Origin of the sequence: Nocardia anocheti (assembly GCF_029675105.1) — a bacterium.
GTDB lineage: Bacteria > Actinomycetota > Actinomycetes > Mycobacteriales > Mycobacteriaceae > Nocardia.
This window is the reverse complement of the sequence record NZ_JAQQFV010000002.1, coordinates 555,401-577,510: the sequence shown is the minus strand read 5'-3', so window position 1 is coordinate 577,510 and position 22,110 is coordinate 555,401. Positions and strand designations below refer to the sequence as shown.

The 22,110-nt window shown below is 68.2% G+C and carries 20 protein-coding genes, 1 pseudogene and 1 riboswitch; of the genes and pseudogenes, 16 read left to right on the top strand and 5 right to left on the bottom strand.

Annotated features, from left to right (window positions below):
* Window positions 1–196: 196 nt before the first annotated feature.
* Window positions 197–312, top strand: a riboswitch (SAM riboswitch).
* A 45-nt stretch (window positions 313–357) separates the two neighbouring features.
* The 10 genes from QC180_RS06605 to QC180_RS06560 all read left to right on the top strand — a co-directional run bounded on the left by QC180_RS06605 (window position 358) and on the right by QC180_RS06560 (window position 8,880).
* On the top strand, window positions 358–1,521 hold the full coding sequence (locus QC180_RS06605) for an ABC transporter substrate-binding protein (protein ID WP_278261696.1): 1,164 nt from the start codon (window positions 358–360) through the stop codon (window positions 1,519–1,521).
* On the top strand, window positions 1,521–3,356 hold the full coding sequence (locus tag QC180_RS06600) for an ABC transporter permease (protein ID WP_278261695.1): 1,836 nt from the start codon (window positions 1,521–1,523) through the stop codon (window positions 3,354–3,356). Before QC180_RS06605 ends, QC180_RS06600 begins: the two co-directional genes overlap by 1 nt.
* A complete protein-coding gene (locus QC180_RS06595) occupies window positions 3,337–4,230 on the top strand; it encodes an ABC transporter ATP-binding protein (RefSeq protein WP_278261694.1) in 894 nt (297 codons plus the stop codon). Before QC180_RS06600 ends, QC180_RS06595 begins: the two co-directional genes overlap by 20 nt.
* Window positions 4,220–4,966, top strand: coding sequence for an ABC transporter ATP-binding protein (locus QC180_RS06590; protein ID WP_278261693.1), 747 nt, complete (start codon window positions 4,220–4,222; stop codon window positions 4,964–4,966). Before QC180_RS06595 ends, QC180_RS06590 begins: the two co-directional genes overlap by 11 nt.
* Window positions 4,963–5,979, top strand: a complete 1,017-nt coding sequence (locus tag QC180_RS06585; protein WP_278261692.1) for an LLM class flavin-dependent oxidoreductase — start codon at window positions 4,963–4,965, stop codon at window positions 5,977–5,979. The genes QC180_RS06590 and QC180_RS06585 overlap by 4 nt, the downstream gene beginning before the upstream one ends.
* Window positions 5,976–6,434 carry a CMD domain-containing protein gene (locus QC180_RS06580; protein ID WP_278261691.1) on the top strand — a complete coding sequence of 153 codons (459 nt, stop codon included), beginning with the start codon at window positions 5,976–5,978 and terminating at the stop codon, window positions 6,432–6,434. The genes QC180_RS06585 and QC180_RS06580 overlap by 4 nt, the downstream gene beginning before the upstream one ends.
* Window positions 6,431–7,036: an alkylhydroperoxidase domain protein gene (locus tag QC180_RS06575; RefSeq protein ID WP_278261690.1), complete on the top strand. Its 606-nt coding sequence runs from the start codon at window positions 6,431–6,433 to the stop codon at window positions 7,034–7,036. Before QC180_RS06580 ends, QC180_RS06575 begins: the two co-directional genes overlap by 4 nt.
* Before the next feature lie 118 nt (window positions 7,037–7,154).
* Window positions 7,155–7,277: a hypothetical protein gene (locus QC180_RS06570; RefSeq protein WP_278261689.1), complete on the top strand. Its 123-nt coding sequence runs from the start codon at window positions 7,155–7,157 to the stop codon at window positions 7,275–7,277.
* A 65-nt stretch (window positions 7,278–7,342) separates the two neighbouring features.
* Window positions 7,343–8,014 (top strand): TetR/AcrR family transcriptional regulator, encoded by a 672-nt coding sequence (locus tag QC180_RS06565; RefSeq protein ID WP_347567305.1) that lies wholly within the window; start codon window positions 7,343–7,345, stop codon window positions 8,012–8,014.
* Window positions 8,014–8,880, top strand: coding sequence for an alpha/beta hydrolase family protein (locus tag QC180_RS06560; RefSeq protein WP_278261687.1), 867 nt, complete (start codon window positions 8,014–8,016; stop codon window positions 8,878–8,880). The genes QC180_RS06565 and QC180_RS06560 overlap by 1 nt, the downstream gene beginning before the upstream one ends.
* 3 nt (window positions 8,881–8,883) lie before the next feature.
* Here the strand turns inward: QC180_RS06560 and QC180_RS06555 are convergent, their stop codons facing one another.
* The gene (locus QC180_RS06555) at window positions 8,884–10,944 is read right to left on the bottom strand and encodes a prolyl oligopeptidase family serine peptidase (RefSeq protein WP_278261686.1); all 2,061 of its coding nucleotides are present in this window, start codon (window positions 10,942–10,944) and stop codon (window positions 8,884–8,886) included.
* 263 nt (window positions 10,945–11,207) lie between these two features.
* On the opposite strand from QC180_RS06555, the gene QC180_RS06550 reads away from it, so the two are divergent.
* From QC180_RS06550 to narI, 5 genes are read left to right on the top strand one after another with little or no spacing between them, the layout of a single operon-like run.
* On the top strand, window positions 11,208–12,404 hold the full coding sequence (locus QC180_RS06550) for an MFS transporter (RefSeq protein WP_278261685.1): 1,197 nt from the start codon (window positions 11,208–11,210) through the stop codon (window positions 12,402–12,404).
* An 11-nt stretch (window positions 12,405–12,415) separates the two neighbouring features.
* The gene (locus QC180_RS06545) at window positions 12,416–16,102 is read left to right on the top strand and encodes a nitrate reductase subunit alpha (protein ID WP_278261684.1); all 3,687 of its coding nucleotides are present in this window, start codon (window positions 12,416–12,418) and stop codon (window positions 16,100–16,102) included.
* Entirely contained in the window at window positions 16,102–17,751 is a 1,650-nt protein-coding gene (gene narH, locus QC180_RS06540; protein WP_278261683.1) for a nitrate reductase subunit beta, read from the top strand. Before QC180_RS06545 ends, narH begins: the two co-directional genes overlap by 1 nt.
* Complete coding sequence (gene narJ, locus QC180_RS06535; protein WP_278261682.1) at window positions 17,748–18,413, top strand: nitrate reductase molybdenum cofactor assembly chaperone; 666 nt, start codon at window positions 17,748–17,750, stop codon at window positions 18,411–18,413. Before narH ends, narJ begins: the two co-directional genes overlap by 4 nt.
* 1 nt (window position 18,414) lies before the next feature.
* Entirely contained in the window at window positions 18,415–19,161 is a 747-nt protein-coding gene (gene narI, locus QC180_RS06530; RefSeq protein WP_278261681.1) for a respiratory nitrate reductase subunit gamma, read from the top strand.
* 1 nt (window position 19,162) lies between these two features.
* Here narI and QC180_RS06525 read toward each other — a convergent pair whose 3' ends face one another.
* Complete coding sequence (locus QC180_RS06525) at window positions 19,163–19,693, bottom strand: AMIN-like domain-containing (lipo)protein (protein ID WP_278261680.1); 531 nt, start codon at window positions 19,691–19,693, stop codon at window positions 19,163–19,165.
* 136 nt (window positions 19,694–19,829) lie between these two features.
* Here QC180_RS06525 and QC180_RS06520 point away from each other — a divergent pair, with 136 nt between their 5' ends.
* Window positions 19,830–20,798, top strand: a complete 969-nt coding sequence (locus QC180_RS06520; RefSeq protein ID WP_278261679.1) for a dipeptidase — start codon at window positions 19,830–19,832, stop codon at window positions 20,796–20,798.
* A gap of 9 nt (window positions 20,799–20,807) precedes the next feature.
* On the opposite strand, the gene QC180_RS30315 is transcribed toward QC180_RS06520, so the two are convergent.
* The 3 genes and pseudogenes from QC180_RS30315 to QC180_RS06505 form a co-directional block, all read right to left on the bottom strand.
* Window positions 20,808–21,107, bottom strand: a complete 300-nt coding sequence (locus tag QC180_RS30315; protein WP_278261678.1) for an MDR/zinc-dependent alcohol dehydrogenase-like family protein — start codon at window positions 21,105–21,107, stop codon at window positions 20,808–20,810.
* Window positions 21,108–21,124: 17 nt separating this feature from the next.
* Window positions 21,125–21,514 carry an MDR/zinc-dependent alcohol dehydrogenase-like family protein gene (locus QC180_RS30310; protein ID WP_278261905.1) on the bottom strand — a complete coding sequence of 130 codons (390 nt, stop codon included), beginning with the start codon at window positions 21,512–21,514 and terminating at the stop codon, window positions 21,125–21,127.
* Between the two features lie 116 nt (window positions 21,515–21,630).
* Window positions 21,631–21,996: pseudogene (locus QC180_RS06505) on the bottom strand (AraC family transcriptional regulator ligand-binding domain-containing protein); the annotation flags it as partial.
* Window positions 21,997–22,110 lie beyond the last annotated feature (114 nt).

Genomic DNA, 22,110 nt, shown 5'->3' with positions numbered 1-22,110 from the left:
GCCGACGGCGACAATGATTTGTCGCAGGCTGCGCTGATTCCCGCCGCGGTGGACCCCGCATTTGTCTCGAGCTGATCCCAAGCCGGGCGTGCGCGCATCACCGCAGCTAGCCCCGTATCCGGCTGTCCCGGAATCGAATCGAGTACCCACGCGAGGCCCGGGTCATGCCCGAAGGTGCTGCTACATTTCGCTCCACGGTCACGAGTATCAGCACTATCGAGCCCCGGCTCGCTGATCGGCAACCCTCGCTTGGCGGTGGGGTGCCCCGGGTGACGACCAGGCGATATCGAGCAGATATCGCAAGCGCTGAATCTTCGCACTCGTCGTGTGCCGATTCATGTCTCGAAGGAACGATCAATGAGCAGGTTCTCGGTCGGTTCGCGCCGCCGTGTCAAGATCATCGCGGGTGCCTTGGCCGCCGTCACGGTGGCCGCCGCGGTGGTGGGTTGCAGCGATTCCGGCAGCTCCGCCGCAGACGGGGGCACCGTGTACTTCGGCGTCTCCGGGCCGCGCACCGGACCCTCGGCTGAGTACGGCCGACTCTGGCAGCAGGGCTTCGACCTGGCGCTCGAGGAGATCAACGCGGCGGGCGGCATCGACGGCCGCAAGGTCGAGTTGAAGTGGGAGGACTCGCAGTCCGACCCCAAGCAGACCGTTCCGATCGCCACCAAGTTCGTCGACGACAAGTCCGTCATCGCCGAGCTGGGCGACTTCTCCTCGCCCGCCTCGATCGCCGCCTCGCCGATCTACAACCGCGGCAAGCTCGTCCAGTACGGCTTCACCAATTCCGCGGTCGATTTCACCAAGGGCGGCGACTATTCGTGGAGCCCGTCGATCACCCTCGACGTGTTCCAGGAACGCAATGCCGAATGGGTGTCGAAGAAGGCCAAGAAGGTCTCGGTCGTCTATCTCGAAACCGACTGGGGTAAGCAGGCTTTCCAGTTCTTCAAGCAGTTCGCCGAGAAGAAGGGCGTGGAGATCGTCTATTCCTCGCCGATCCTGCCCGATTCCACCGACGTGAAGCCGATCCTGATCAAGGGTCGCGAGGCCAACCCCGAGGCGTTCGTGCACCTGGGCTACGGTCCCGACGGCGCGCTGGTGGTCAAGCAGCTGCGTGACGTGGGCTTCACCGGCCAGTTCTTCGGTGGCCAGAACACCCCGCAGTTCATCGAACTGGCCGGTGCGGCGGCCGACGGCGACATCGTCAACGGCATCTTCAGCCCCGCCGACCCGGACCCCAAGACCCAGGAGTTCGTCACCAAGTTCCGGGCCAAGTTCAACACCGACCCGGGCGACTTCAACGTCTATGCCTACGACGCGCTCACTGTGCTGGTGCAGGCGGCCAAGAAGGGCGGCGCCACCCGCGAGGGCATCCTCGAGGGCCTGAAGACCGAAAAGCAGTTCACCGGAATCGGTCTGGGCACCTTCGCCTTCGACCAGGAGACGCGTCGTCCGAAGGGTGTGGCCCCGCGTGAGCTGGTGCTGACGGGCGGCAAGTTCGTGCCGACCGGCAACCGCTGATGTTCGACACCCTGATCGCCGGTGTGGTCCACGGCAACGCGTACGCGCTGCTCGCCGTGGGCATCACCCTCATCTTCGGCGTCACCAATGTCATCAATTTCGCGCACGGCGCGGTGTTCGCGCTCGGTTCCATCCTGGGCTGGTGGTTCATCGCCGAGCTCGGCCTGCCGCTGTGGCCCGCCCTCGTCCTGGTGGTCGCGATCACCGCGCTGGTGGGCGTGCTGATCGATGTGCTCGCGGTGCATCCGCTGCGCAAGGCTCCCGCCATCGCGGCCCTGCTGGCCACGGTGGCGGCGGGCTTGATCATCGAGAACCTCACGCAGATCGTCTTCGGACCGGACACCCGTCCGTTCCCACAGATCTTGCCCACCAACAACTTCCAGCTCGGCGGTGTCCGCTTCGGCACCTCCGATCTGGTGATGTTCGCGATCACCGTGGTGGTCATGGCCGGGCTGGCCGGGTTCCTCCGGTTCAGCCGCTACGGCCTGGCCATTCGCGCCACCGCCCAGGACCCGGACGCCGCCGCGCAGATGGGCATCGGCGTCTCGCGCATCAAGGTGCTGGCCTTCGCCATCGCCTCCGGGCTCGGCGGTCTCGCTGGCATCTTCGTCGGCCTCTACAACTCGAACATCTCGCCGACCAGCGGAACCCTGGCCGGGCTCACCGGTTTCGTCGCCGCCACCATCGGCGGGCTCGGGTCCATTCCGGGCGCGGTGATCGGCGGCTTCGCCCTCGGCATCGTGGAGGCGTTCGGCATCTACACCTTCGGCGACGGCTACCGCGACCTGATCACCTTCGGCGTGCTGGTGGCCTTCCTGGTGCTGCGGCCCGGCGGTCTGCTGGCCAAGGTGCCCGCGATCAGCGCCGAACCGCTCACCGGCACCTTCCTCGGTCTCGGCAGACCCATCCGGGTGCGGTGGTGGCACGCGGTGCTCGCCTTCGCGGCGGCCGCGATCGTGGTGCCGCTGGTGGCCGACAACTACGCCATCGTGGTCGGCACGCAGATCCTGGCTTACGCGATCGTGGCCGTGTCGATGACGCTGGTCGCCGGATCGGCCGGGCAGTTGGTGATCGGTCAGGCCGGACCCATCGCCATCGGCGCCTACACCTCGGCCATCCTCACGGTGAACCACGACTGGCCGTTCCTGGCGGCCGCGCTGGCCGGTGGGGTGCTGGCGGCGGTGCTGTCCTCGATCCTGGCCGCGCCGCTGTGGAACCTCAACGGTCACTATGTCGCCATCGCCACGCTGGGGATCGGCATCGTGATCGTGGCGGTGATCCGCAACTGGGAATCGCTCACCCGGGGTTCCTACGGCATCTTCGGCATTCCGGTGCCGAGCATTCTCGGCCACGAGTTCACCGAGAACACCGAGGTCTATCTGCTGGACCTGGTGTTCCTGGCGATCACCCTGGCGGTGGTGGTCGGGGTGCAGCGCTCCCGGCTCGGTACCGCGTTGCGCGCGGTCGGCGCCGACGAGGTCGCCGCGCGCTCCTCGGGGATTCCGGTGCGTGACTACAAGGCGCTGGCCTTCGCCATCAGCGCCCTGTTCTCCGGGATCGCGGGCGCCCTGCTGGCACACCAGTACAGCTATATCGACCCGACCGTGTTCAACCTGCCCATGTCCCTGCTGATCATCACCATTCTCGTGCTCGGTGGCACCGGCTCGCCCTACGGCGCGGTGCTGGGCGCGGTGGTGCTGATCGGTGTTCCCGAGGCACTGCGGCTGGCACCGGAGGCCCGCATCCTGCTCTACGGCGTGGTGCTGCTGCTGATCATCCGGTTCCGTCCGCAAGGTGTGCTGGTGAGGAGTGACCGTGTCCGCATCGCCGCGTGACCCCGCCCTGGCGGTGCGTGACCTGCGCAAGTCCTTCGGTGGCGTGAAGGCTGTCGACGGCGTCGAATTGGTGGTCGCGCCAGGCGAATTCGTGTCGATCATCGGCCCGAACGGCTCCGGCAAGACCACCACCGTCAACCTCGTCTCCGGCGTCCTGCGTCCGGACTCGGGCCGGGTCGAGGTCGACGGAGTGCGCCTGCGGCCCGGTTCGCAGGAGGCCGCGGCGGGCGCTGGCATCGCCCGCACCTTCCAGAACGGGCGGGTGTTCGGCAGCCTGACGGTGCGCGAGAACGTCGAGATCGGCCTGCACACCACCGTCACCGCGGCCCGGCCCTGGCAGTCGCTGGCGCGATTCCCGGTATTGCGCTGGATTCCGCTGCTGGCCGAGACCGTGCTGGCCCTGGTCCCGACCCCCGCGGTGCGCGCCGAACAACGTGCCACCGAGGGCCTGGTCGACACCCAGTTGGCGCGATTCCCGGAGCGGCTGGTGCCGCGCGCCGACAACCACGCCTACACGCTGTCCTACGCCAACCGCCGCCGCACCGAGATCGCCAGGGCCCTGGCCCTGCGACCGCGCGTGCTGCTGCTCGACGAACCGGCGGCGGGCATGAACCAGACCGAGACCGCCGAGGTCGGCAGGCAACTCGCCGAGCTGAAAGCGGCCGGTCAGACCATCGTCCTGGTGGAGCACAAACTGGATCTGGTGAACGCGCTCTCGGACCGGGTGATCGTGCTCGACGAGGGTCGCGTCATCGCCGAGGGCACGCCCGAGCAGATCCAGCACGACGAGCGGGTCATCGAGGCCTACCTGGGGCGGCGCCGGTCGCGCCCCGCCGCGACCGTGACAGAGAAGGTGACCACCGGTGCCCAGTGACGAGAACACCACGCCCATCCTGGAATTCGACGAGGTCACGGTGCACTACGGGCACTCGCGCGCTCTGGACAAGGTGTCGTTGAGCGTGCGTCCCGGCGAGATCGTCTCGCTGCTCGGCGGTAATGCCTCGGGCAAGTCGACGACCATGAAGACCGCCCTCGGGCTGCTGCGCCCGTCCTCGGGCGTGGTCCGCATCGATGGCGTCGACGTGAGCACCAGCTCGCCCGCCGCCCGGATCGCCGCCGGTCTGGCCTCGGTGCCCGAGGCGCGCCGGGTGTTCCCGGCGATGACGGTGGCGGAGAACCTCTACGTCGGCGGATACATCCGCAAGGAGCGCCGCAAGGTCCTCACGGCCAGGGCCGAGGAACTCTACGAGCACTTCCCGCGCCTGCGCGAGCGCCGCGACCAGCAGGCGGGCACCCTGTCCGGCGGCGAGCAGCAGATGCTGGCCTTCGCCAGGGCGCTGATGAGCAAACCGCGCCTGATCTGCATGGACGAGCCGACCATGGGCCTGTCGCCGCTGTTCGTGGACCGGGTGCTCGACGAGATCGCCCGGCTCAATACCGAACTGGGCCTGGCCATCCTGATCGTCGAGCAGCAGGCCGAGCTGGCGCTGTCGATCGCGCACACCGGCAACGTGCTGCGCGGCGGCGAGATCGTGCTGCACGGCACCGCCGCCGAACTGCTCGACGATCCTGCCGTGCGCGACGCCTACCTGGGCAAGGCAGCGGCATGAGCGGCAAACGCCTGGGCCTGTTCACCCGGCTGGTCCGCCACACCGAGGGCCAGAGCGCGGCCCAGGTCTACACCGATGTGCTGGCCCAGCTCGAGCTGGCCGAGCGGCTCGGCTACGACAGTGCCTGGGTGGCCCAACACCATCTCGACCCGGACGAAGGCGGCCTGCCGTCTCCGCTGGTGTTCCTCGCGCACGCGGCCGCCCGTGTCACCGGGATCCGGCTCGGCACCGCCATCGTCACCCTCGCGCTCGAGGACCCGGTGCGGGTGGCCGAGGACGCGGCGGTGCTGGACACACTGTCCGGCGGGCGGCTCGAATTGGGTTTCGGCAGTGGTGGTTCCGCGAGTTCCTTCACGCTGTTCGGGGTGCCGCCCGAGGACAAGCAGCAGGTCTACGCCGAGAAGCTGGCGGCGATCACGGCCGCCCTCGACGGCGCGGAACTGATCCCGGGGCGGGTCCTGCATCCGCCCGCCGCCTCGCTGCGTGAGCGGCTCTGGCACGCCAGTTTCTCGGTGACGGGCGCCCGGCGCGCCGGGGCGGCGGGCGCGGGACTGCTGCTCTCCCGTGCCCAGCCGCGCGATCCGTCGGCCCCGAACGCCACACTCGAAGACCTCCAGGCGCCATTGATCCAGGCGTACCTGGACGCTCTGCCCACGGGCGCCAGTCCTCGAATCGCCGCGTCCCGCAGCGTTTTCGTGGCCGACGACCACGACGACGCCCAGCACCGGGCCGAACGTGGCGCCCGCCGATTCCTGGATCACCTGCGCGCGGCGGGCACTACGCAACTGGCGTCCTCCGTCGACGAGGTCCTGCGCGACTCCTACGTCGGCACACCCGACGAGGTCGCGGCCCAACTCGCCGCCGACGGTGCCGTCACCGCGGCGACCGATCTCATCGTCCAGGTCCATCCCATCGATCCGGACCAGCCCGCGGTCCTGCGCTCGATCGAACTTCTCGCCACCGAGGTTGTGCCGCAGCTGAATCGGCACTGGAACGAAAGGGGCACGGCGTGAGCGCCGATGTCATCGACACGGTGCTCGGCACCGAGACCGCGACCAGGGTCGCCGCGCTGCGCGCGAGCAGGCCCGCCGTCATCGAACACACCCAGGGCGTGCACGACGCCCTCTTCGACGGACCGGCGGGCACAGCCTTCGGCCGCGCACGGCTGGCCGTCATCGCCGCGCACGTGGCGACGCTGGCGGAGTCGAAGGAACTCGCCGCCTACTACCGCGAGCGCGCCGGTGACACTGTGCGCGAACAGGATTCGGACACGGGGTTGGCCGCGGCGTTGCGGCATGCCGAACGACTCACCACCGCACCGGCGACCAGCACCCACGCGCACATCACCGAACTGCTGACGGCGGGTCTGTCCGAGACCGACATCGTCACCGTCGCCCAGCTCGTCGGATTCGTGAACTACCAGGTCCGCCTGCTGGCTGGCCTCACCCTGATCGGAGCACCGTCGTGACCGAGGTCCGTGATGTCGAGACCGCCGCGCGCCCAACCGGTTTCACCCAGGACCAGCTCGACTGGGTGCCGTGGGTCGAACCGATCGCCTTGGCCGACGCCGATGACACCCAGCGTCCCCTGCTGACCGGCCAGCGCGGCGAGAGCCCGTACTTCCGGCTGCTGGCCCGCAACGCCGAGGTCCTGACCCATCGCAGCGCCAACGACAAGGACATCTTCTACAGCCGGGAAGGGGTGAGCCGCGCCGAACGCGAACTCGCCGCCACGGTGACTTCGCGATTCAACGGCTGCGAGTACTGCGCATCGGTACACTCACGTTTCACATCCCAGTTGTCCCGGCGCGTCGAGGACGTGCAGCGGCTGCTGGACGAGGGTGTGACGGTCCGGATCGACGAGCGCTGGGACGCGATCATCGACTTCGCCGTCGCGCTGGCCGCGCAACCGCCCCGGCCCGCGCACGCGGAACTGCACCGGTTGCGCGCACTCGGTGTCGACGACACCGAGATTCACGATCTGGTGCTTTCCGTCGCCTCGTTCTCGTGGGCGAATCGGCTCATGCTGAGTCTGGGTGAGCCGGAAGTTCCGGGGGCTTGTGTTCGCTAACAAAAAAGTTCTACAGAATTCCTCTAAAACACTCCCTGTTCACATTTGGCTCGGTATCGTCCGAGACGGCAAATGGCCAGTGACGACGTAGTCACAAAGCATCAACTTGGAGTGGCACATGCTTTACAACATCACCGACAACAGCAGTGGCAGCAGCGGCGACGGCAGCATCCTGAGCCTGCTGCTGGGTCTGCTCACCAGCTCGATCAGCACCGGTTCGGTGCAGGGATCCGGCAACTGAGAAGACATCAGCCAACTTCCGGCTAACGCGCGGTAAGCCGGGAGGGCAGCCGAAGGGCCCGATCCATGACGAGGGGATCGGGCCCTTCGGTATTGTCAGCGACAATGTCACAGGATGCGAATACGGGACGAATGTATGCCGGGCAGCCCGTAGAGGACCGGCAACGCCAGCGGCGTGCGCGTTTTCTGGAGTCAGGCCTGACGGTCTTCGCGCGCGACGGGTACGCCAACAGCTCGGTCGGTGCCATCTGTAAGGACGCGGGATTGTCCTCCCGGCAGTTCTACGAGGAGTTCACCGGCCGCGAATCGCTGCTACTCGAGCTGTACGAGCAGATCGACAGGCAATCGCGCGAGGCGGTCGCCGCCGCGCTCGAGGCGAAGACCGACGGCACCGTGCTCGAGCAGATCGACGCCGCGGTGCGCGCCTATGTCGAGGCCATCGGCGAGGACCCGCGCAAGGCGCGCGTGGCCCTGGTCGAGGTGGTCGGCGCCGGGCCCAAGGTCGAGAAGTTCCGGCTCGAGCTGCGCCGGGTGTGGGGATCGCTGCTGGCCAGTGCCGCCGAGGACGCGGCCATGCAGGGCGAGATCCCCGCCGGTGACTACGAGTTGCGCGTGCTGGCCATCATCGGCGCGGTGAACTATGTGGTCGACGGGTGGAGCGGATCGGACCCGCGGCCCCCGCTCGACGAGGTGATCAAGGTACTGAGCCGGGTGATCCTGGGCGCGGTAGGGGCTTGATGGCCCGGGTCGAGATCGTCCCGATCCAGGTACCCGACGGCAGCACCCTGCCGGTCCGGCTGCTGCCCGCGCGTGGACCGCACCGGCACCCGATCACGCCGGACGTGCCGCGCCCGGTGATCGTCATCGTGCCGGGTCTGGCCGTGCCCGGCGAGTTCTACGAGTACTTCGGCGGGCAGCTGGCCGCGCGCGGATTCGACGTGGCCATCGGCGAACTGCGCGGCAACGGCGACTCGCCACGGCCCGACACCGACAGCACCTACGGCTACCACGAACTCGTCTCGGTCGACTTCCCCGCCATGCTCCAGGCCGTGCGCGACCGTTTCCCCGGCAGCACCCCGTACCTGCTCGGCCACAGCATGGGCGGGCAGCTGGCCGCCCTGTACGCGGCGCGGGTGCGCGGCAGGCTCGGCGGGCTGATCCTGGTCGCCTCCGGCACGCCGTACTACCGCGGATATCGCGGCGTGCTCGCGCCCGGTGTCCTCGTCGGGACCGCGGCGGTGGCCGTCGCCGCCAATCTCACCGGCTTCTGGCCCGGTGACCTGCTGGGCAAGCGGGCCTACGGCCGACAGTCCAAGGTGCTCATGTCGGACTGGGCGCGGCTGGCGCGCACCGGCCGCTTCGTCCCGGTCGGCGCCGACATCGACTACGAGGAGCGGATGACGCGGCTGAAGTTCCCGGTCCTGTCGATCACCGTGACCGGCGACGAACTCGCCCCGCAGAGCTCCGCCGACCATCTGCTGAGCAAACTCCCGGCCGCCGAGGTGACCCGGTGGCTCCAGCCGGAGGCCCTGGGGCACAACGGCTGGATCACCAATCCGGACTCCACCGTCGACGCGGTGGAGAAGTGGCTGCGCGACCGCTGACGGCTACGCCGAGCGCCGCCCCTCCATCAGCATCTGCGTGAAGAATTCGTAGACCAGCGCGGAAAGGTGCGCCTGCTGCTTGTTGTCGGCGGCGCCGCCGTGCCCGCCCTCGATGTTCTCGTAGTACCAGACGGTGCGGTCCTGGGATTCCAGCAGCGCGGCCATCTTTCGCGCGTGGCCGGGGTGCACCCGGTCGTCGCGGGTGGAGGTGGCCAGCAGGATCGGCGGGTACTGCCGGTCGGGGTCGGTGTTCTGGTACGGCGAGTACTCGCTGATGTAGGCCCATTCCTCGGGCTTGTCCGGGTCGCCGTACTCGGCCATCCAGGACGCGCCCGCCAGCAGCAGGTGATAGCGGCGCATGTCCAGCAGCGGCACCTGGCAGACGATCGCGCCGAACAGTTCCGGATACCGGGTGAGCATCACGCCCATCAGCAATCCGCCGTTGCTGCCGCCCTTGGCGCCGAGCTGGTCCGGGGTGGTGATCCCGCGCGTCACCAGATCCCGGGCGACCGAGGCGAAGTCCTCGAAGGCGCGATGGCGGTGCTCTTTCAGTGCGGCGGTGTGCCATTCGGGTCCGTACTCGCCGCCGCCACGGATATTGGCCAGCACGAAGGTGCCGCCCTTCTCCAGCCACGCGATGCCCGGCGCGCCCAGATAGACCGGCGTCCGTGACACCTCGAAGCCGCCGTAGCCGTCCAGGACCGTCGGCCCCGGCGTGCCCCTGCGGTCACGGTGACGAATCACGAAGTAGGGCACAGCCGTTCCGTCGTCGGAGGTGGCGAAGAACTGCTCGGTCTCGATGCCGGTGGCATCGAAATAGCCGGGCGCCTGCTTCAGCACCGTGGCCTGCTCGCCCACGGCGCTGCTGAGCAACGTGGTCGGAGTGGTGAAACCGGTGGTGGTGAGCATGAATTCGTCACCGCCCTCGAGCGGGTCGAGATTGGTCACCGAGGTGCTCGACAGGGTGGGGGAGTCGGCGAGTTCGGAACGGGTCCAGCCGTCGGGGCCGGGGGTGAGCACCTGGAAGCCGGTCTGCACATCGCGCAGGGTGGTGAGGATCAGGTGGTTCTCGGTCCAGCCCCAGCTCTCCAGCGCGGTGTGCGCGTCGGGAGTGAACAGTGCCTCGAAGTCCCTTCCCCCGGCGAGGAAGTCGTTGATGTCGGTGACCAGCAGACTGCCGGGCGCGAAGGTGGTACCGGCCGGAGTCCACGCCGTCTTCAGGCGCACCAGCAGCCAGTCGCGGTACCAGTCCACATCGGCGTCGGTGGGCGTCTCGAGCAGCCGCCACTCGTCGTCCTCGAGCAGCGACACCTCGGTGTTGTAGAAGTCCGTCGAACGATGCAGGTAGTGGCGCTCGTAGCCGGGATGACGGTCGTATCCGGCGCCGATCGAGACGTCGCCCGGCTTGCCCTCGTACACGGTCTCGGCGGCGGACAACTCGGTCCCGCGCCGCCAACGCTTGGCAATGCGTGGGTAGCCGGAATCGGTGAGCGAGCCCGGACCGAAATCCGTTCCGAGATAGACGGTGTCGGCGTCGATCCAGCCGAGCCGGGTCTTGGCCTCGGGCACGAAGAAGCCGCCGTCCTCGGGTGCGATGAATTCCCTGGTGGTCAGGTCGAATTCGCGTTCGACGGTCGCGTCGGCGCCCCCGCGCGACAGATGGATGATGGCGCGCTCCTGCGCAGGACGCAGCACGGCGGCCCCGGCCCACACCCAGTTCTCCCCGTCGGCCTCGGCCAGCGCGTCCACGTCGATGAGCACATCCCACTCGGGCTCGGCGGTGGCGTAGGAGCCGAAGGTCGTGCGCCGCCATACCCCGCGCGGATGCTCGGCATCGCGCCAGAAGTTGTACAGCCACGGCCCGCGTCGGCCGGGGAAGGCGATCTTGGTGTCGTCGTCGAGCATGGCCAGCACGCGCGCCTCGACGGCGGCGAAGCGCTCGGTCGCGGCGAAGCGCCGCCCGACCACCTCGTTGCGGGCCCGCGCCCAGTCCAGCGCGGCCTCGTCGGTCACTTCCTCGAGCCAGAGATAGGGATCGGTCACGTTCTGCTCAACGCCGCTCATGGACACATTGTTGCAGTGACATGGGCGGCTGGCGCCGCGGGTTCTCGGCCCCGAAGCCTCGCTCTTCCCTCCCGGCGGGTACTCCTTCGTCGCACCCTCTGGTCAGTCCAGATCGAGGCGGCCGAGAACCGGCAGGGGGTTGCGAGGTCTGCGGAGTTCTCGGATCGTCACCCGAAAGGGGAGTTCACAAGGTTTTCGATGGAGTTGCCGGAACGTTGCGTGTTCACCGGCATCGGTCGTGAACGGTGTGTTCTCCTGATCGGGTGACGTCGCTACAGACAGCGGTACGCGCCGGGTCCCCGACCCTCAACCTCGTCCTGGCCACGTGGGTGTCGGCCATCAACTTCTGGGCGTGGAATCTCATCGGCCCGCTCTCGCCGAACTACGCCGACAAGATGGAACTCAGCAGTATGGCGGCCTCGATCATGGTCGCCATGCCGATCCTGGTCGGCTCGCTGGGGCGCATCGTCTCCGGCGCGCTCACCGACCGGCTCGGCGGTCGGACGATGTTCATCGGCGTCTCGCTGGCCTCGATCGTGCCGGTGGTGGCGGTCGGGATCGCGGGCAGTGTCGAGTCCTATCCGCTGATGCTGGTCTTCGCGTTCCTGCTCGGCATTCCGGGCACCATCTTCGCCGTCGGTATCCCGTTCGCGAACTCCTGGTACGTGCCCGCGCGGCGCGGTTTCGCGACCGGGGTGTTCGGGGCGGGCATGGTCGGCACGGCGGTGTCGGCGTTCTTCACGCCGCGTTTCGTGCGCTGGTTCGGGCTGCTGCCCACGCACCTGATCGTGGCCGCCGCGCTGGCTGTCACCGCGGGGCTGTGCATCCTGTTCATGCGTAACTCCCCGGAGTTCACGCCGAACACCGATCCGGTGCTGCCCAAGCTGCGCGCGGCGATGAGACTGGGCGTCACCTGGGAGATGTCGTTCCTCTACGCGGTGGTCTTCGGCGGGTTCGTCGCCTTCAGTTCCTACCTGCCCACCTACATCAAGAACGTCTACGGCTTCTCCGCCGTCGACGCGGGCACCCGCACGGCCGCCTTCGCACTGGCGGCGGTGATCGCCCGGCCGGTCGGTGGCGCGCTCTCGGACCGGATCGCGCCCAAGTACATCGTGGTCACCTCGCTGGCGGGCACGGCGGTGATGGCCGTGGTCGCCTCGTTCAAGCCGCCGCCGGATGTCGCCTCGGCGTGCACGTTCATCGCGATGGCGCTGTTCCTCGGTATCGGGACCGGCGGGGTGTTCGCGTGGGTGGCGCGTAGGGCGCCGAGTTCCAATGTCGGCAGTGTCACCGGCATCGTCTCGGCCGCGGGCGGGCTCGGCGGGTACTTCCCGCCGCTGATCATGGGCGTCACCTACGACGAGGCCAGCCACAGCTACACGATCGGCCTGCTGTTGCTCGCGGCGACCGCGTTGGCCGCGCTGCTCTACACCGCCTTCAAGCTGCACGCCGTCGAATAGAAGGAGAAGCAGTGGCACCCGAAGCGCACATCGGCGGACCGGTGGAGAACCTGCTGGTCCGCAGCGGCCGGTTCTTCACTCCCGGCGTGGAATCGCCCGACGGGCGCGCCGTCACCCGCGCGGGCGGCCGCGAGGGCGACATCTTCTATCGCAACCGGTGGAGCCACGACAAGGTGGTGCGCTCGACACACGGGGTGAACTGCACCGGCTCGTGTTCGTGGAAGGTCTACGTCAAGGACGACATCATCACCTGGGAGACCCAGGACGTCGACTACCCCTCCGCGGGCGCCGACCGCCCCGGCTACGAACCGCGTGGCTGCCCCCGTGGCGCCGCCTTCTCCTGGTACACCTACTCGCCCACCCGGGTGCGCTACCCGTACGCGCGCGGCCTGCTGGTCGAGATGTATCGCGAGGCCAAGTCCCGCCTGCGCGACCCGGTGCTGGCCTGGGCCGACATCCAGGCCGACCCCGAGCGCCGCCGCAAGTACCAGAAGGCCAGGGGGATGGGCGGATTGGTGCGGGTGAGCTGGGACGAGGCGGTGGAGATGATCGCCGCCGCGCACGTGCACACCATCAAGGAGTACGGCCCCGACCGCATCGCGGGCTTCTCGCCCATCCCGGCCATGTCCATGGTGTCCTTCGCCGCGGGCTCGCGCTTCGTGGAACTGCTCGGCGGCGTGATGACCTCCTTCTACGACTGGTACGCCGACCTGCCGGTGGCCTCCCCGCAGGTCTTCGGCGACCAGACCGACGTCCCCGAATCCGGCGACTGGTGGGACGCGTCCTACCTGCTCATGTGGGGTTCCAACGTCCCGGTGACGCGCACGCCCGATGCGCACTGGATGGCCGAGGTGCGCTATCGCGGCACCAAGGTCGTCACCGTGAGCCCCGACTACGCCGACAACACCAAGTTCGCCGACGAGTGGATGCCGTGCGCGGCGGGCACCGACGGCGCCTTGGCCATGGCGATGGGGCACGTCATCGCGACGGAGTACTTCGTGCGCAGGCGCGAACCGTTCTTCGTCGACTACGTCCGCCAGTTCACCGACCTGCCCTTCCTGATCAGCCTGGAAGACCGCGACGGCCGCCTGGTCCCTGGCAAGAACCTCACCGCCGCCGACCTCGGCGACACCTCCGAGAACGCCGCCTTCAAACCCGCCCTGCTCGACAGCGTCACCGGCGCGGCGGCGATCCCGCACGGCTCGCTCGGCTTCCGCTTCGGCGAACAGGGCGTGGGCAAGTGGAATCTCGACCTCGGTGACCTGCAACCCGCGCTGACCGTCGCCGATGTCTCCGGCGGCGACAGCGCGGTGGTGACGCTGCCGCGCTTCGACACCGTCGACGGACACGGTGAGACGATCGAGCGCGGCGTCCCCGTGCGGGTCATCGCCGGTCGCCGGGTGTGCACGGTCTTCGATCTCCTGCTGGCCCAGTACGGTGTGGCCCGGCCGGGCCTGCCCGGGCACTGGCCCACCGGCTACACCGATTTCGACTCGCCCGGCACACCCGCCTGGCAGGAGCCGATCACCGGCGTCTCCGGCGAGCAGGTGATCCGGATCGCGCGCGAATTCGCTGACAATGCCGTCGATTCCGGCGGTCGCAGCATGATCATCATGGGCGCGGGCATCTGCCAGTGGTTCCACGGCGACGCCACCTATCGCGCCATCCTCGCGCTGCTGCTGCTCACCGGTTCGATGGGCCGCAACGGCGGCGGCTGGGCCCACTACGTCGGCCAGGAGAAGTGCAGGCCGGTGACGGGCTGGACCACTGTGGCCATGGGCACCGACTGGTCGCGCCCGCCCCGGCTCATGGCGGGCACCTCCTACTGGTACGCCCACACCGACCAGTGGCGCTACGACGGCTACCGCGCCGATGTCCTCGCCGCCCCCACCGGCCGCGGCCTGTTCCGCGACAAGCACACCATGGATGTGCTGAGTTCGGCCGTCGCCATGGGCTGGACGCCGTTCTTCCCCCAGTTCGACCGTTCCTCGCTGGACCTGGCCGAGGAGGCGAAGGCCGCCGGTGCCGATCCGGTCGCCTACACCGTCGACCAATTGCACAGTGGGAAACTGCGATTCGCGGTACAAGATCCGGACAGTCCGCGGAACTGGCCGCGTGTGCTCAATGTCTGGCGATCCAATCTGCTGGGTTCGTCGTCCAAGGGCAACGAGTATTTCCTGAAGCACTTGCTAGGCGCCCAGTCGAACGTCCGCAACGACCTGGCCGCGCCGCAGCAGCGCCCGGTCGACGTGGTCTCGCCCGACCCGGTGCCCGAGGGCAAGCTCGACCTGCTCATGTCCATCGACTTCCGGATGACCTCCACCACCCTGTTCTCCGATATCGTGCTGCCCGCCGCGACCTGGTACGAGAAGGCCGACCTGTCGAGCACCGATATGCACCCGTTCATGAACGCCTTCACCGCCGCCATCGACCCGCCGTGGGAAACCCGTTCCGATTTCGACGCTTTCGGCACGATCATCCGCGCCTTCTCCACCATGGCGGCCAGACATCTGGGCACCCGCACCGATGTCGTCCTCGGCACCCTGCAACACGACACTCCCGGCGCGATGGCATATCCGCATGGCACCCAATCGAATTGGCAGACCACCGGTGAAGTCCCGGTGCCCGGCAAGACGATGGGTCCATTGAAAGTGGTCGAGCGGGACTACACGGCGGTGGCCGAGAAATGGGCCGCGCTCGGCCCGCTGGTGGAACAGGCCGGGCTCACCACCAAGGGCGTCACGGTGTTCCCCGACCAGGAAGTCCTCGAACTCAGCCACCTGCACGGTGTCATGAATGCCGGAGTGGCGGAAGGACGTCCGGCGCTGGATTCGGCGGAGAAGATGGCCGAGACCATTCTCATGCTCTCCGGCGCCACCAACGGCCGACTCTCGGTGGCCGGATTCGAGGAACTGGACCGGCGCACCGGACGCTACATGGTGAAACTCGCCGAGGGCAGCGAGGAACGACGAATCACCTTCGCGGAAACGCAATCCCGGCCGGTGCCGGTGATCACGAGCCCGGAATGGTCGGGCAGCGAGACCGGTGGCCGCCGCTACGCCCCCTTCACCCAGAACATCGAATACCTCAAGCCCTTCCACACCCTCACCGGCCGAATGCACTTCTATGTCGACCACGACTGGCTCGAGGAACTCGGCGAGGCCTTGCCCATCTACCGACCACCCCTGGACATGGCCAAGCTCTACGGCGAACCCGGGATCGGCGAACGCCGCGACGGTGTGGGCCTGACCCTGCGCTATCTCACCCCGCATTCGAAATGGTCCATCCATTCCGAATACCAGGACAACCTGCTCATGCTCTCGCTCTCGCGCGGCGGCCCGACCATGTGGATGAGTCCCGGCGACGCCGAGGAGATCGGCGTGCGCGACAACGACTGGGTCGAGGCGCTCAACCGCAACGGCGTGCTGGTCTGCCGCGCCATCGTCTCCCAGCGGATGCCGCGCGGGGTGGTGTACGTGTACCACGCGCAGGAACGCACCATCGACGTCCCGCTCTCGGAAGCCACCGGAACCCGTGGCGGCATCCACAATTCGATCACCCAGCTGCTCATCAAACCCACCCACCTGGCGGGCGGTTACGCCCAGACCTCCTTCGCGTTCAACTATCTCGGCCCGACCGGAAATCAGCGCGACGAAGTGACCGTGGTCCGTCGCCGCAGCCAGGAGGTGACGTACTGATGAAAGTCATGGCGCAGTTGGCGATGGTGATGAATCTGGACAAATGCATCGGCTGCCACACCTGTTCGGTGACCTGCAAGCAGGCCTGGACCAATCGCACCGGCACCGAATACGTCTGGTTCAACAATGTGGAAACCCGTCCGGGACAAGGGTATCCACGCACCTACGAGGACCAGGAGAAGTGGCGCGGCGGCTGGACACTGAAGAAGGGCAGGCTGCGGCTACGCGGCGGTGACCGTTTCGCCAAGCTGGCCAATATCTTCGCCAATCCGAAGATGCCCGCCATGTCCGACTACTACGAGCCGTGGACCTACGACTACGAGAACCTGATCAATGCCCCGCTCAGCGACCAGATCCCGGTCGCCGCGCCGCGCAGCCTGCTCACCGGCGACCGGATGAAGATCAACTGGTCGGCCAACTGGGACGACGACCTGGCCGGATCGCCGGAGATCGTCCCGGGTGACCCGGTGCTCGCCCAGGTGAGCGAGAAGGTCAAGACCGAGCTGGAACAGACCTTCATGTTCTATCTGCCGCGTATCTGCGAGCACTGCCTGAATCCGGCGTGTGTCGCCTCGTGCCCCTCGGGCGCGATGTACAAGCGCACCGAGGACGGCATCGTGCTCGTCGACCAGGACAAATGCCGTGGCTGGCGCATGTGCATCTCCGGATGTCCGTACAAGAAGGTGTATTTCAACCACAAGACCGGCAAGGCCGAGAAATGCACGTTCTGCTATCCGCGCGTGGAGGTCGGCCTGCCGACGGTGTGCGCGGAGACCTGTGTGGGTCGATTGCGCTATATCGGGCTGATCTTCTACGACGTGGACAAGGTGCTCGACGCCGCCTCCGTCCCCGACGATCATGATCTCTACCGGGCGCAGGTGGATATCCTGCTCGACCCGGCCGATCCGGAGGTCGTAGCGGGCGCACGGGCCTCCGGCATTCCGGACAGCTGGATCGAGGCCGCGCAGAAGTCGCCGATTCACGCGCTGATCAAGGACTTCCGCGTCGCGCTCCCGCTGCATCCGGAATACCGCACCATGCCGATGGTCTGGTACATCCCGCCCCTGTCGCCGGTGGTGGACGCGGTGGCGCGCGACGGTCACGACGGCGAGGACGTCGGCAATCTCTTCGGCGCCCTCGAATCACTGCGTATTCCCCTGGAATATCTCGCCGGACTGTTCACCGCCGGTGACACCGAGGCGGTGGCGGTGGTGCTGCGCAAACTCGCCGCCATGCGGTCCTACATGCGCGATATCAATCTCGGACGTGAACCGCAGGAACACATTCCGGCCGCCGTCGGTATGACCGAGGAACAGATCTACCGGATGTACCGGCTGCTCGCGCTCGCGAAAATCGAAGAGCGGTATGTCATTCCGTCCGCCTATGCCGACCAGGGGCATCAGCTGGAGGAATCGGTGGCCGACTGCGCGCTCGATTTCGACGGCGGGCCCGGCATGTACGACCAGGCGTCCGGCCCGTTCGGCGAGACCAGCGGTAAGCCGATCCCGGTGGCGGTGGAGACCTTCCACGCGCTCAAACAACGCCAGACCAGCGAGTCGACCGGCGCCGGTCAGCCACCCCGCGTCAACCTGCTGAACTGGGACGGCAAGGGCGCCCCGGAAGGCATGTTCCCCGGCGGCAGGCGATGATGCGCGGGCGCGCGGTCCGCCGGACCGCCGAGCACCGGCTGACTTGGCAGGCCGCCTCCCTGCTGCTGGCCTACCCGGACGAGGGACAGTCGGCGCGGCTCGATGTCGTCGCCGAGTTGTGCGCGCATCTGCCCGCCGACCGGGCCAAGCCGCTGCTGGGCGTGGCCACGGAACTGCGCGGAATGTCCGAGGTGGTGGCAGCGCGCGAGTACGTCGACACCTTCGACCTGCGCAGGCGCGCGACCCTGCTGCTCACCTACTGGACCGACGGCGACACCCGCAATCGCGGCATGGCCATGCTGGCCTTCACCGAGGCGTACCGTGGCGCGGGGGTGTCGCCGCCGGACAGCGAAGTGCCCGATCATCTTCCGGTCGTCCTGGAATTCGCGGCCACCGTCGATCCGGTCGCCGGAGCCGCGCTGCTGACCGCCTACCGACGCGCCGTCCACGCCATCGGACTGGCACTGGCAGACGAGGGTTCGCGCTACGCGCCGGTGCTCGCCGCCGTGGTCGCCACGCTGCCGCCCGCCACCGACGAGGAACTGGGCTGGGCGCGCCGGTTGGTCGACGCGGGCCCACCCGCCGAGGCCGTCGGCCTCGCTCCCTTCACCCTCACCGTGCCACCGCGCCGGGAACCCGCTGTAGCGAAAGGACCTCGGTGACATGGACGCAGACAGTGTCTCGGCGGGCGAGATCTTCTGGGACATCATCCCGTATGTGAGCCTGGCGATCCTGATCGTCGGCACCTGGTGGCGCTACCGCTACGACAAGTTCGGCTGGACCACCCGTTCCTCGCAGCTCTACGAGAGCAAGGTGCTGCGTATCGCCAGCCCGCTGTTCCACTACGGGATGCTGGTGGTGATCGTCGGGCACATCATCGGCCTGGTCATCCCGGAGTCCTGGACCGACGCCATCGGCATCAGCCAGCACGTCTATCACATCCAGGCCATCGTGCTGGGCAGCATCGCGGGCGTGGCCACGCTCACCGGCATCGCCCTGCTCATCTACCGGCGCCGCCGCAATGGACCGGTGTTCACCGCGACCACCCTCAACGACAAGATCATGTACCTGGTGTTGGTCTGCGCGCTGGTCACCGGGCTGGCGACCACGTTGATCGGCTCCGGGGCGATCGGTCCGGAGCACAACTACCGCGAGACGGTGTCACCGTGGTTCCGTTCGATCTGGATTCTCCAGCCGCGCGGTGACCTGATGGCCCAGGCCCCGCTGTCGTTCCACATCCACGTGATGATCGCGCTCACGCTGTTCGCGCTGTGGCCGTTCACCCGGTTGGTGCACGCCTTCAGCGCGCCGCTGAGCTACTTCTACCGGCCCTACATCGTCTACCGGTCGCGCCAGAGCGCCAAGCCGGACGAACTCGTCGGTTCGCGGCCGCAGCGGCCGGGCTGGTGAGTCACCAGGCGTGCGCGACGTCGACCACCAGGCGGGCGGGGTTGTCCAGGACCAGCACCCGGAACGGCAGCCGGGCGCGTACGCCGAGCCCGAAACCGGTTCTGCCCTCGAACGATCCGGCCCAGGCGACCTGACGGAAGCTCTGGTAGCCGTCCACGTCCACCACTTCGCCCGGCCGGGCGGGCCGGAAAGTGGCATTGCCCGCGTCGTCGTAGGCGGGTGCCTGGACCGTCACGTGCAGGAAGGCGCCGCCGCGCAGCGGGACGACCTGGCCGGAACCGTCCATGGTGACGGTGTCTACATAGCCGACGTGATAGCCGCCGACCGGACCGCTGAGATCGACCACGAGCCGGTCGAAGCAGTCGTGCCTGCCCGCGCGCACCGCGGTGACGGTGGCGCGGGCATAGGTGGGCGCCGCCTTGTCCAGCGAGCCCCAGGTGAGTCCGCAGGAGGCCGGGGCGGCCGCGGCCGGAGCGGTCCACAGGCCCGCGCCGAGCGCGAGCGAGGCGAACAGAATCAGCAAGCGACGCATGTCGCACCGCCTTCGGGCAGGAGATCTAGTCATTGATAGATCGGACAGACGCGACATCGCGTTAGCGTCGATCCGGTACCGGGTCCATCGCGAAACGTACGATGACGGGTCACGAACGAGGAAGGGGTGGTATCCGGTGTTCCTCTGGGAGCAGCACTGCTGTCTGCCGCTGCGGCACACGGCCCGGATCGCGGAGCTGGCCAGGTACCCGCTCGGGTCCTATCTGTCGGTGAACGTGGGCTACTCGCCGCAGCGCAAGGCGGATTCGCTGGCGCTGCTGCACCAGTTCCGCGCCGAGGCCGCCGCCGATCCTCGCTTCCGTCTCGTCGAGACCGCCGAGCGGATCGGCGATCCCGACGTGCTCTCGCTGGCCTTCGACCTGGAGGATTCGGCACCGCTCGACGGTGATCTCGACAATGTCGAACTCTTCTACTCCCTGGGTGTGCGCTCGCTGGGGCCCACCTACAACCACGCCAATCCGGCGGGCTGCGGCTGTCTCGACACCGAGGACACCGGCCTCACCGGCTACGGAAAAGACTTGGTGCGCAAGCTCAACGAGGTCGGCATGTTCGCCGACGGCTCGCACACTTCGCGCCGCACCGGCCTGGACCTGTCCACCCATACCGCCGCCCCGATGATCTACAGCCACTCCAATTTCGCTGCCCTGTGGGAACATCCGCGCAATATCACCGACGACCAGGCCCGCGCCTGCGCGGCGACCGGCGGAGTGATCGGCATCAACGGCGTGGGAATCTTTCTGGGGCACAACGACCCCGTCGACCGCTCCGCCCGCGTCTCGGCCATGGCCGACCACATCCGTTACGGCGTCGACCTGGTCGGCATCGACCATGTCGGCATCGGCTCGGACTACTCCTTCGACGGCCAGCAGTTCAACGACGAGATCCGCGACACCCCGGAGGCGTTCTCCGAGGCGTACACCGCGTGGGGTCCCCTGCAGTGGACCCCACCCGAGGACCTCCTCGGCCAATCCGACGTCCCCGGCCTGGACGCCCAGCTCGCCGACCGCGGTTTCACCCCCACCGAACGCGCCGCCCTCTTCGGCGGCAACTTCGCCCGCATCGCCGCGCAGGTCTGGCGACCGTGATCTCGATTCCTAGGCCAGGCGGACGAGCATCTTGCCGGTATTGGCACCGGTGAGGACGCCGAGGAGGGCGGCGGGGGCCTGGTCGAGGCCGTCGTAGATGGTCTCGGTGGTGCGCAGGGTGCCGTCGGCGAGCCAGGTGGCCGCCTTGGCGATGTAGTCGCCGAAGATCGGGAAGTGGCTGGTCACGAGCATGCCGCGCAGGGTGACCTCTTTCGTGGCGGCGAGGTAGAGGTCCGGTCGGGGCTGGGCGGTGTCGCCGTTGTAGCCGCTGATGGCGCCGACCAGGGCGATCCGGCCGTGCGGGTTCATGGCTTCGATGGCGACTTTCAGGTGTTCGCCGCCGCCGAGACGAACACCGTGTCGCCGGGGCGGACCGGGGCGATCTCGGTGAGGGCGGCGTAGGCCGTGAGGCCGGTGGTGCCGAGTGCTCCCAGGAAGTGCTGTGGGGCAGCCAGTTCCGGATCGACCGGGGTGGCGGTCGCCGCGTCGATGACCGCGTGTTCACGCCAGCCCGCGAAGTGCGAGACCGTGGTGCCGACCGCGATGTCGGCCGAGCGGGAGGCGATCACCTCGCCGACGGCCGAACCGTCCAGTGCCGCACCGAGTTCGAACGCAGGGATGTAGGACTCCGCGTCGTCCATGCGGCCGCGCATGTACGGGTCGACCGACATCCAGGTGTTGCGCACCAGGATCTGCCCATCGGCGAGTGCGGGCAGCGCGCGGTCGACGAGGGCGAAGTCCGACGCGATCGGAGCTCCGTTCGGCCGAGCGCGTCGAATTCGATGTCGTCCGTGCCGAAGACGGTGACCAGGCCGGAGCGGTCGACCGGAGCGCGGTGACCGAAACGCACCCGGGTCGGGGCGAGCGGTCGGCCGGTGGCCTCGCGGGCACGGCGCAGGTAGTAGGCCAGCACGTACTCGTTGACCACCGAGGTGACGGCCGGATCGTCGGCCGAGGTGCGGTAGCCGATGGTGAGTTCGCCCTCACCGGACAGGTCGAAACCTTCGGCGGCGGCGGTGACCAGGCGGTGATAGGGCTGGGCGGCGCGCAGTGAGTCGGCCAGGGTCGGACCGGTGGTCACCAGATAGTCCCAGGTGTCGAGGGTGCCCAGACTCGCCTCGGCGGCGATCGCGGCCCCCGAACCGGCGCCCGGCCGGGTCTGCGCGATCAGCTCCCACAGTCGGATCAGTGACCGCATCGGAATCCGGTTCAGCTCACCCCGCAACACCAGCTCGCCGGTGCCTGGCACGCGGGCGAGTTCCGACTCGGCCACGCCCGCCTCGCGTGCGGCTCGCAGTAGCAGCCGGACCAG

Coding starts and splice junctions, on each gene's coding strand:
- QC180_RS06605 (WP_278261696.1), top strand. CDS start 358: ATGAGCAGGTTCTCGGTCGGTTCGCGCCGCCGTGTCAAGATCATCGCG.
- QC180_RS06600 (WP_278261695.1), top strand. CDS start 1,521: ATGTTCGACACCCTGATCGCCGGTGTGGTCCACGGCAACGCGTACGCG.
- QC180_RS06585 (WP_278261692.1), top strand. CDS start 4,963: ATGAGCGGCAAACGCCTGGGCCTGTTCACCCGGCTGGTCCGCCACACC.
- QC180_RS06570 (WP_278261689.1), top strand. CDS start 7,155: ATGCTTTACAACATCACCGACAACAGCAGTGGCAGCAGCGGCGACGGC.
- QC180_RS06565 (WP_347567305.1), top strand. CDS start 7,343: ATGACGAGGGGATCGGGCCCTTCGGTATTGTCAGCGACAATGTCACAG.
- QC180_RS06560 (WP_278261687.1), top strand. CDS start 8,014: ATGGCCCGGGTCGAGATCGTCCCGATCCAGGTACCCGACGGCAGCACC.
- QC180_RS06555 (WP_278261686.1), bottom strand. CDS start 10,944: ATGAGCGGCGTTGAGCAGAACGTGACCGATCCCTATCTCTGGCTCGAG.
- narH (WP_278261683.1), top strand. CDS start 16,102: ATGAAAGTCATGGCGCAGTTGGCGATGGTGATGAATCTGGACAAATGC.
- narJ (WP_278261682.1), top strand. CDS start 17,748: ATGATGCGCGGGCGCGCGGTCCGCCGGACCGCCGAGCACCGGCTGACT.
- narI (WP_278261681.1), top strand. CDS start 18,415: ATGGACGCAGACAGTGTCTCGGCGGGCGAGATCTTCTGGGACATCATC.
- QC180_RS06525 (WP_278261680.1), bottom strand. CDS start 19,693: ATGCGTCGCTTGCTGATTCTGTTCGCCTCGCTCGCGCTCGGCGCGGGC.
- QC180_RS30315 (WP_278261678.1), bottom strand. CDS start 21,107: ATGAACCCGCACGGCCGGATCGCCCTGGTCGGCGCCATCAGCGGCTAC.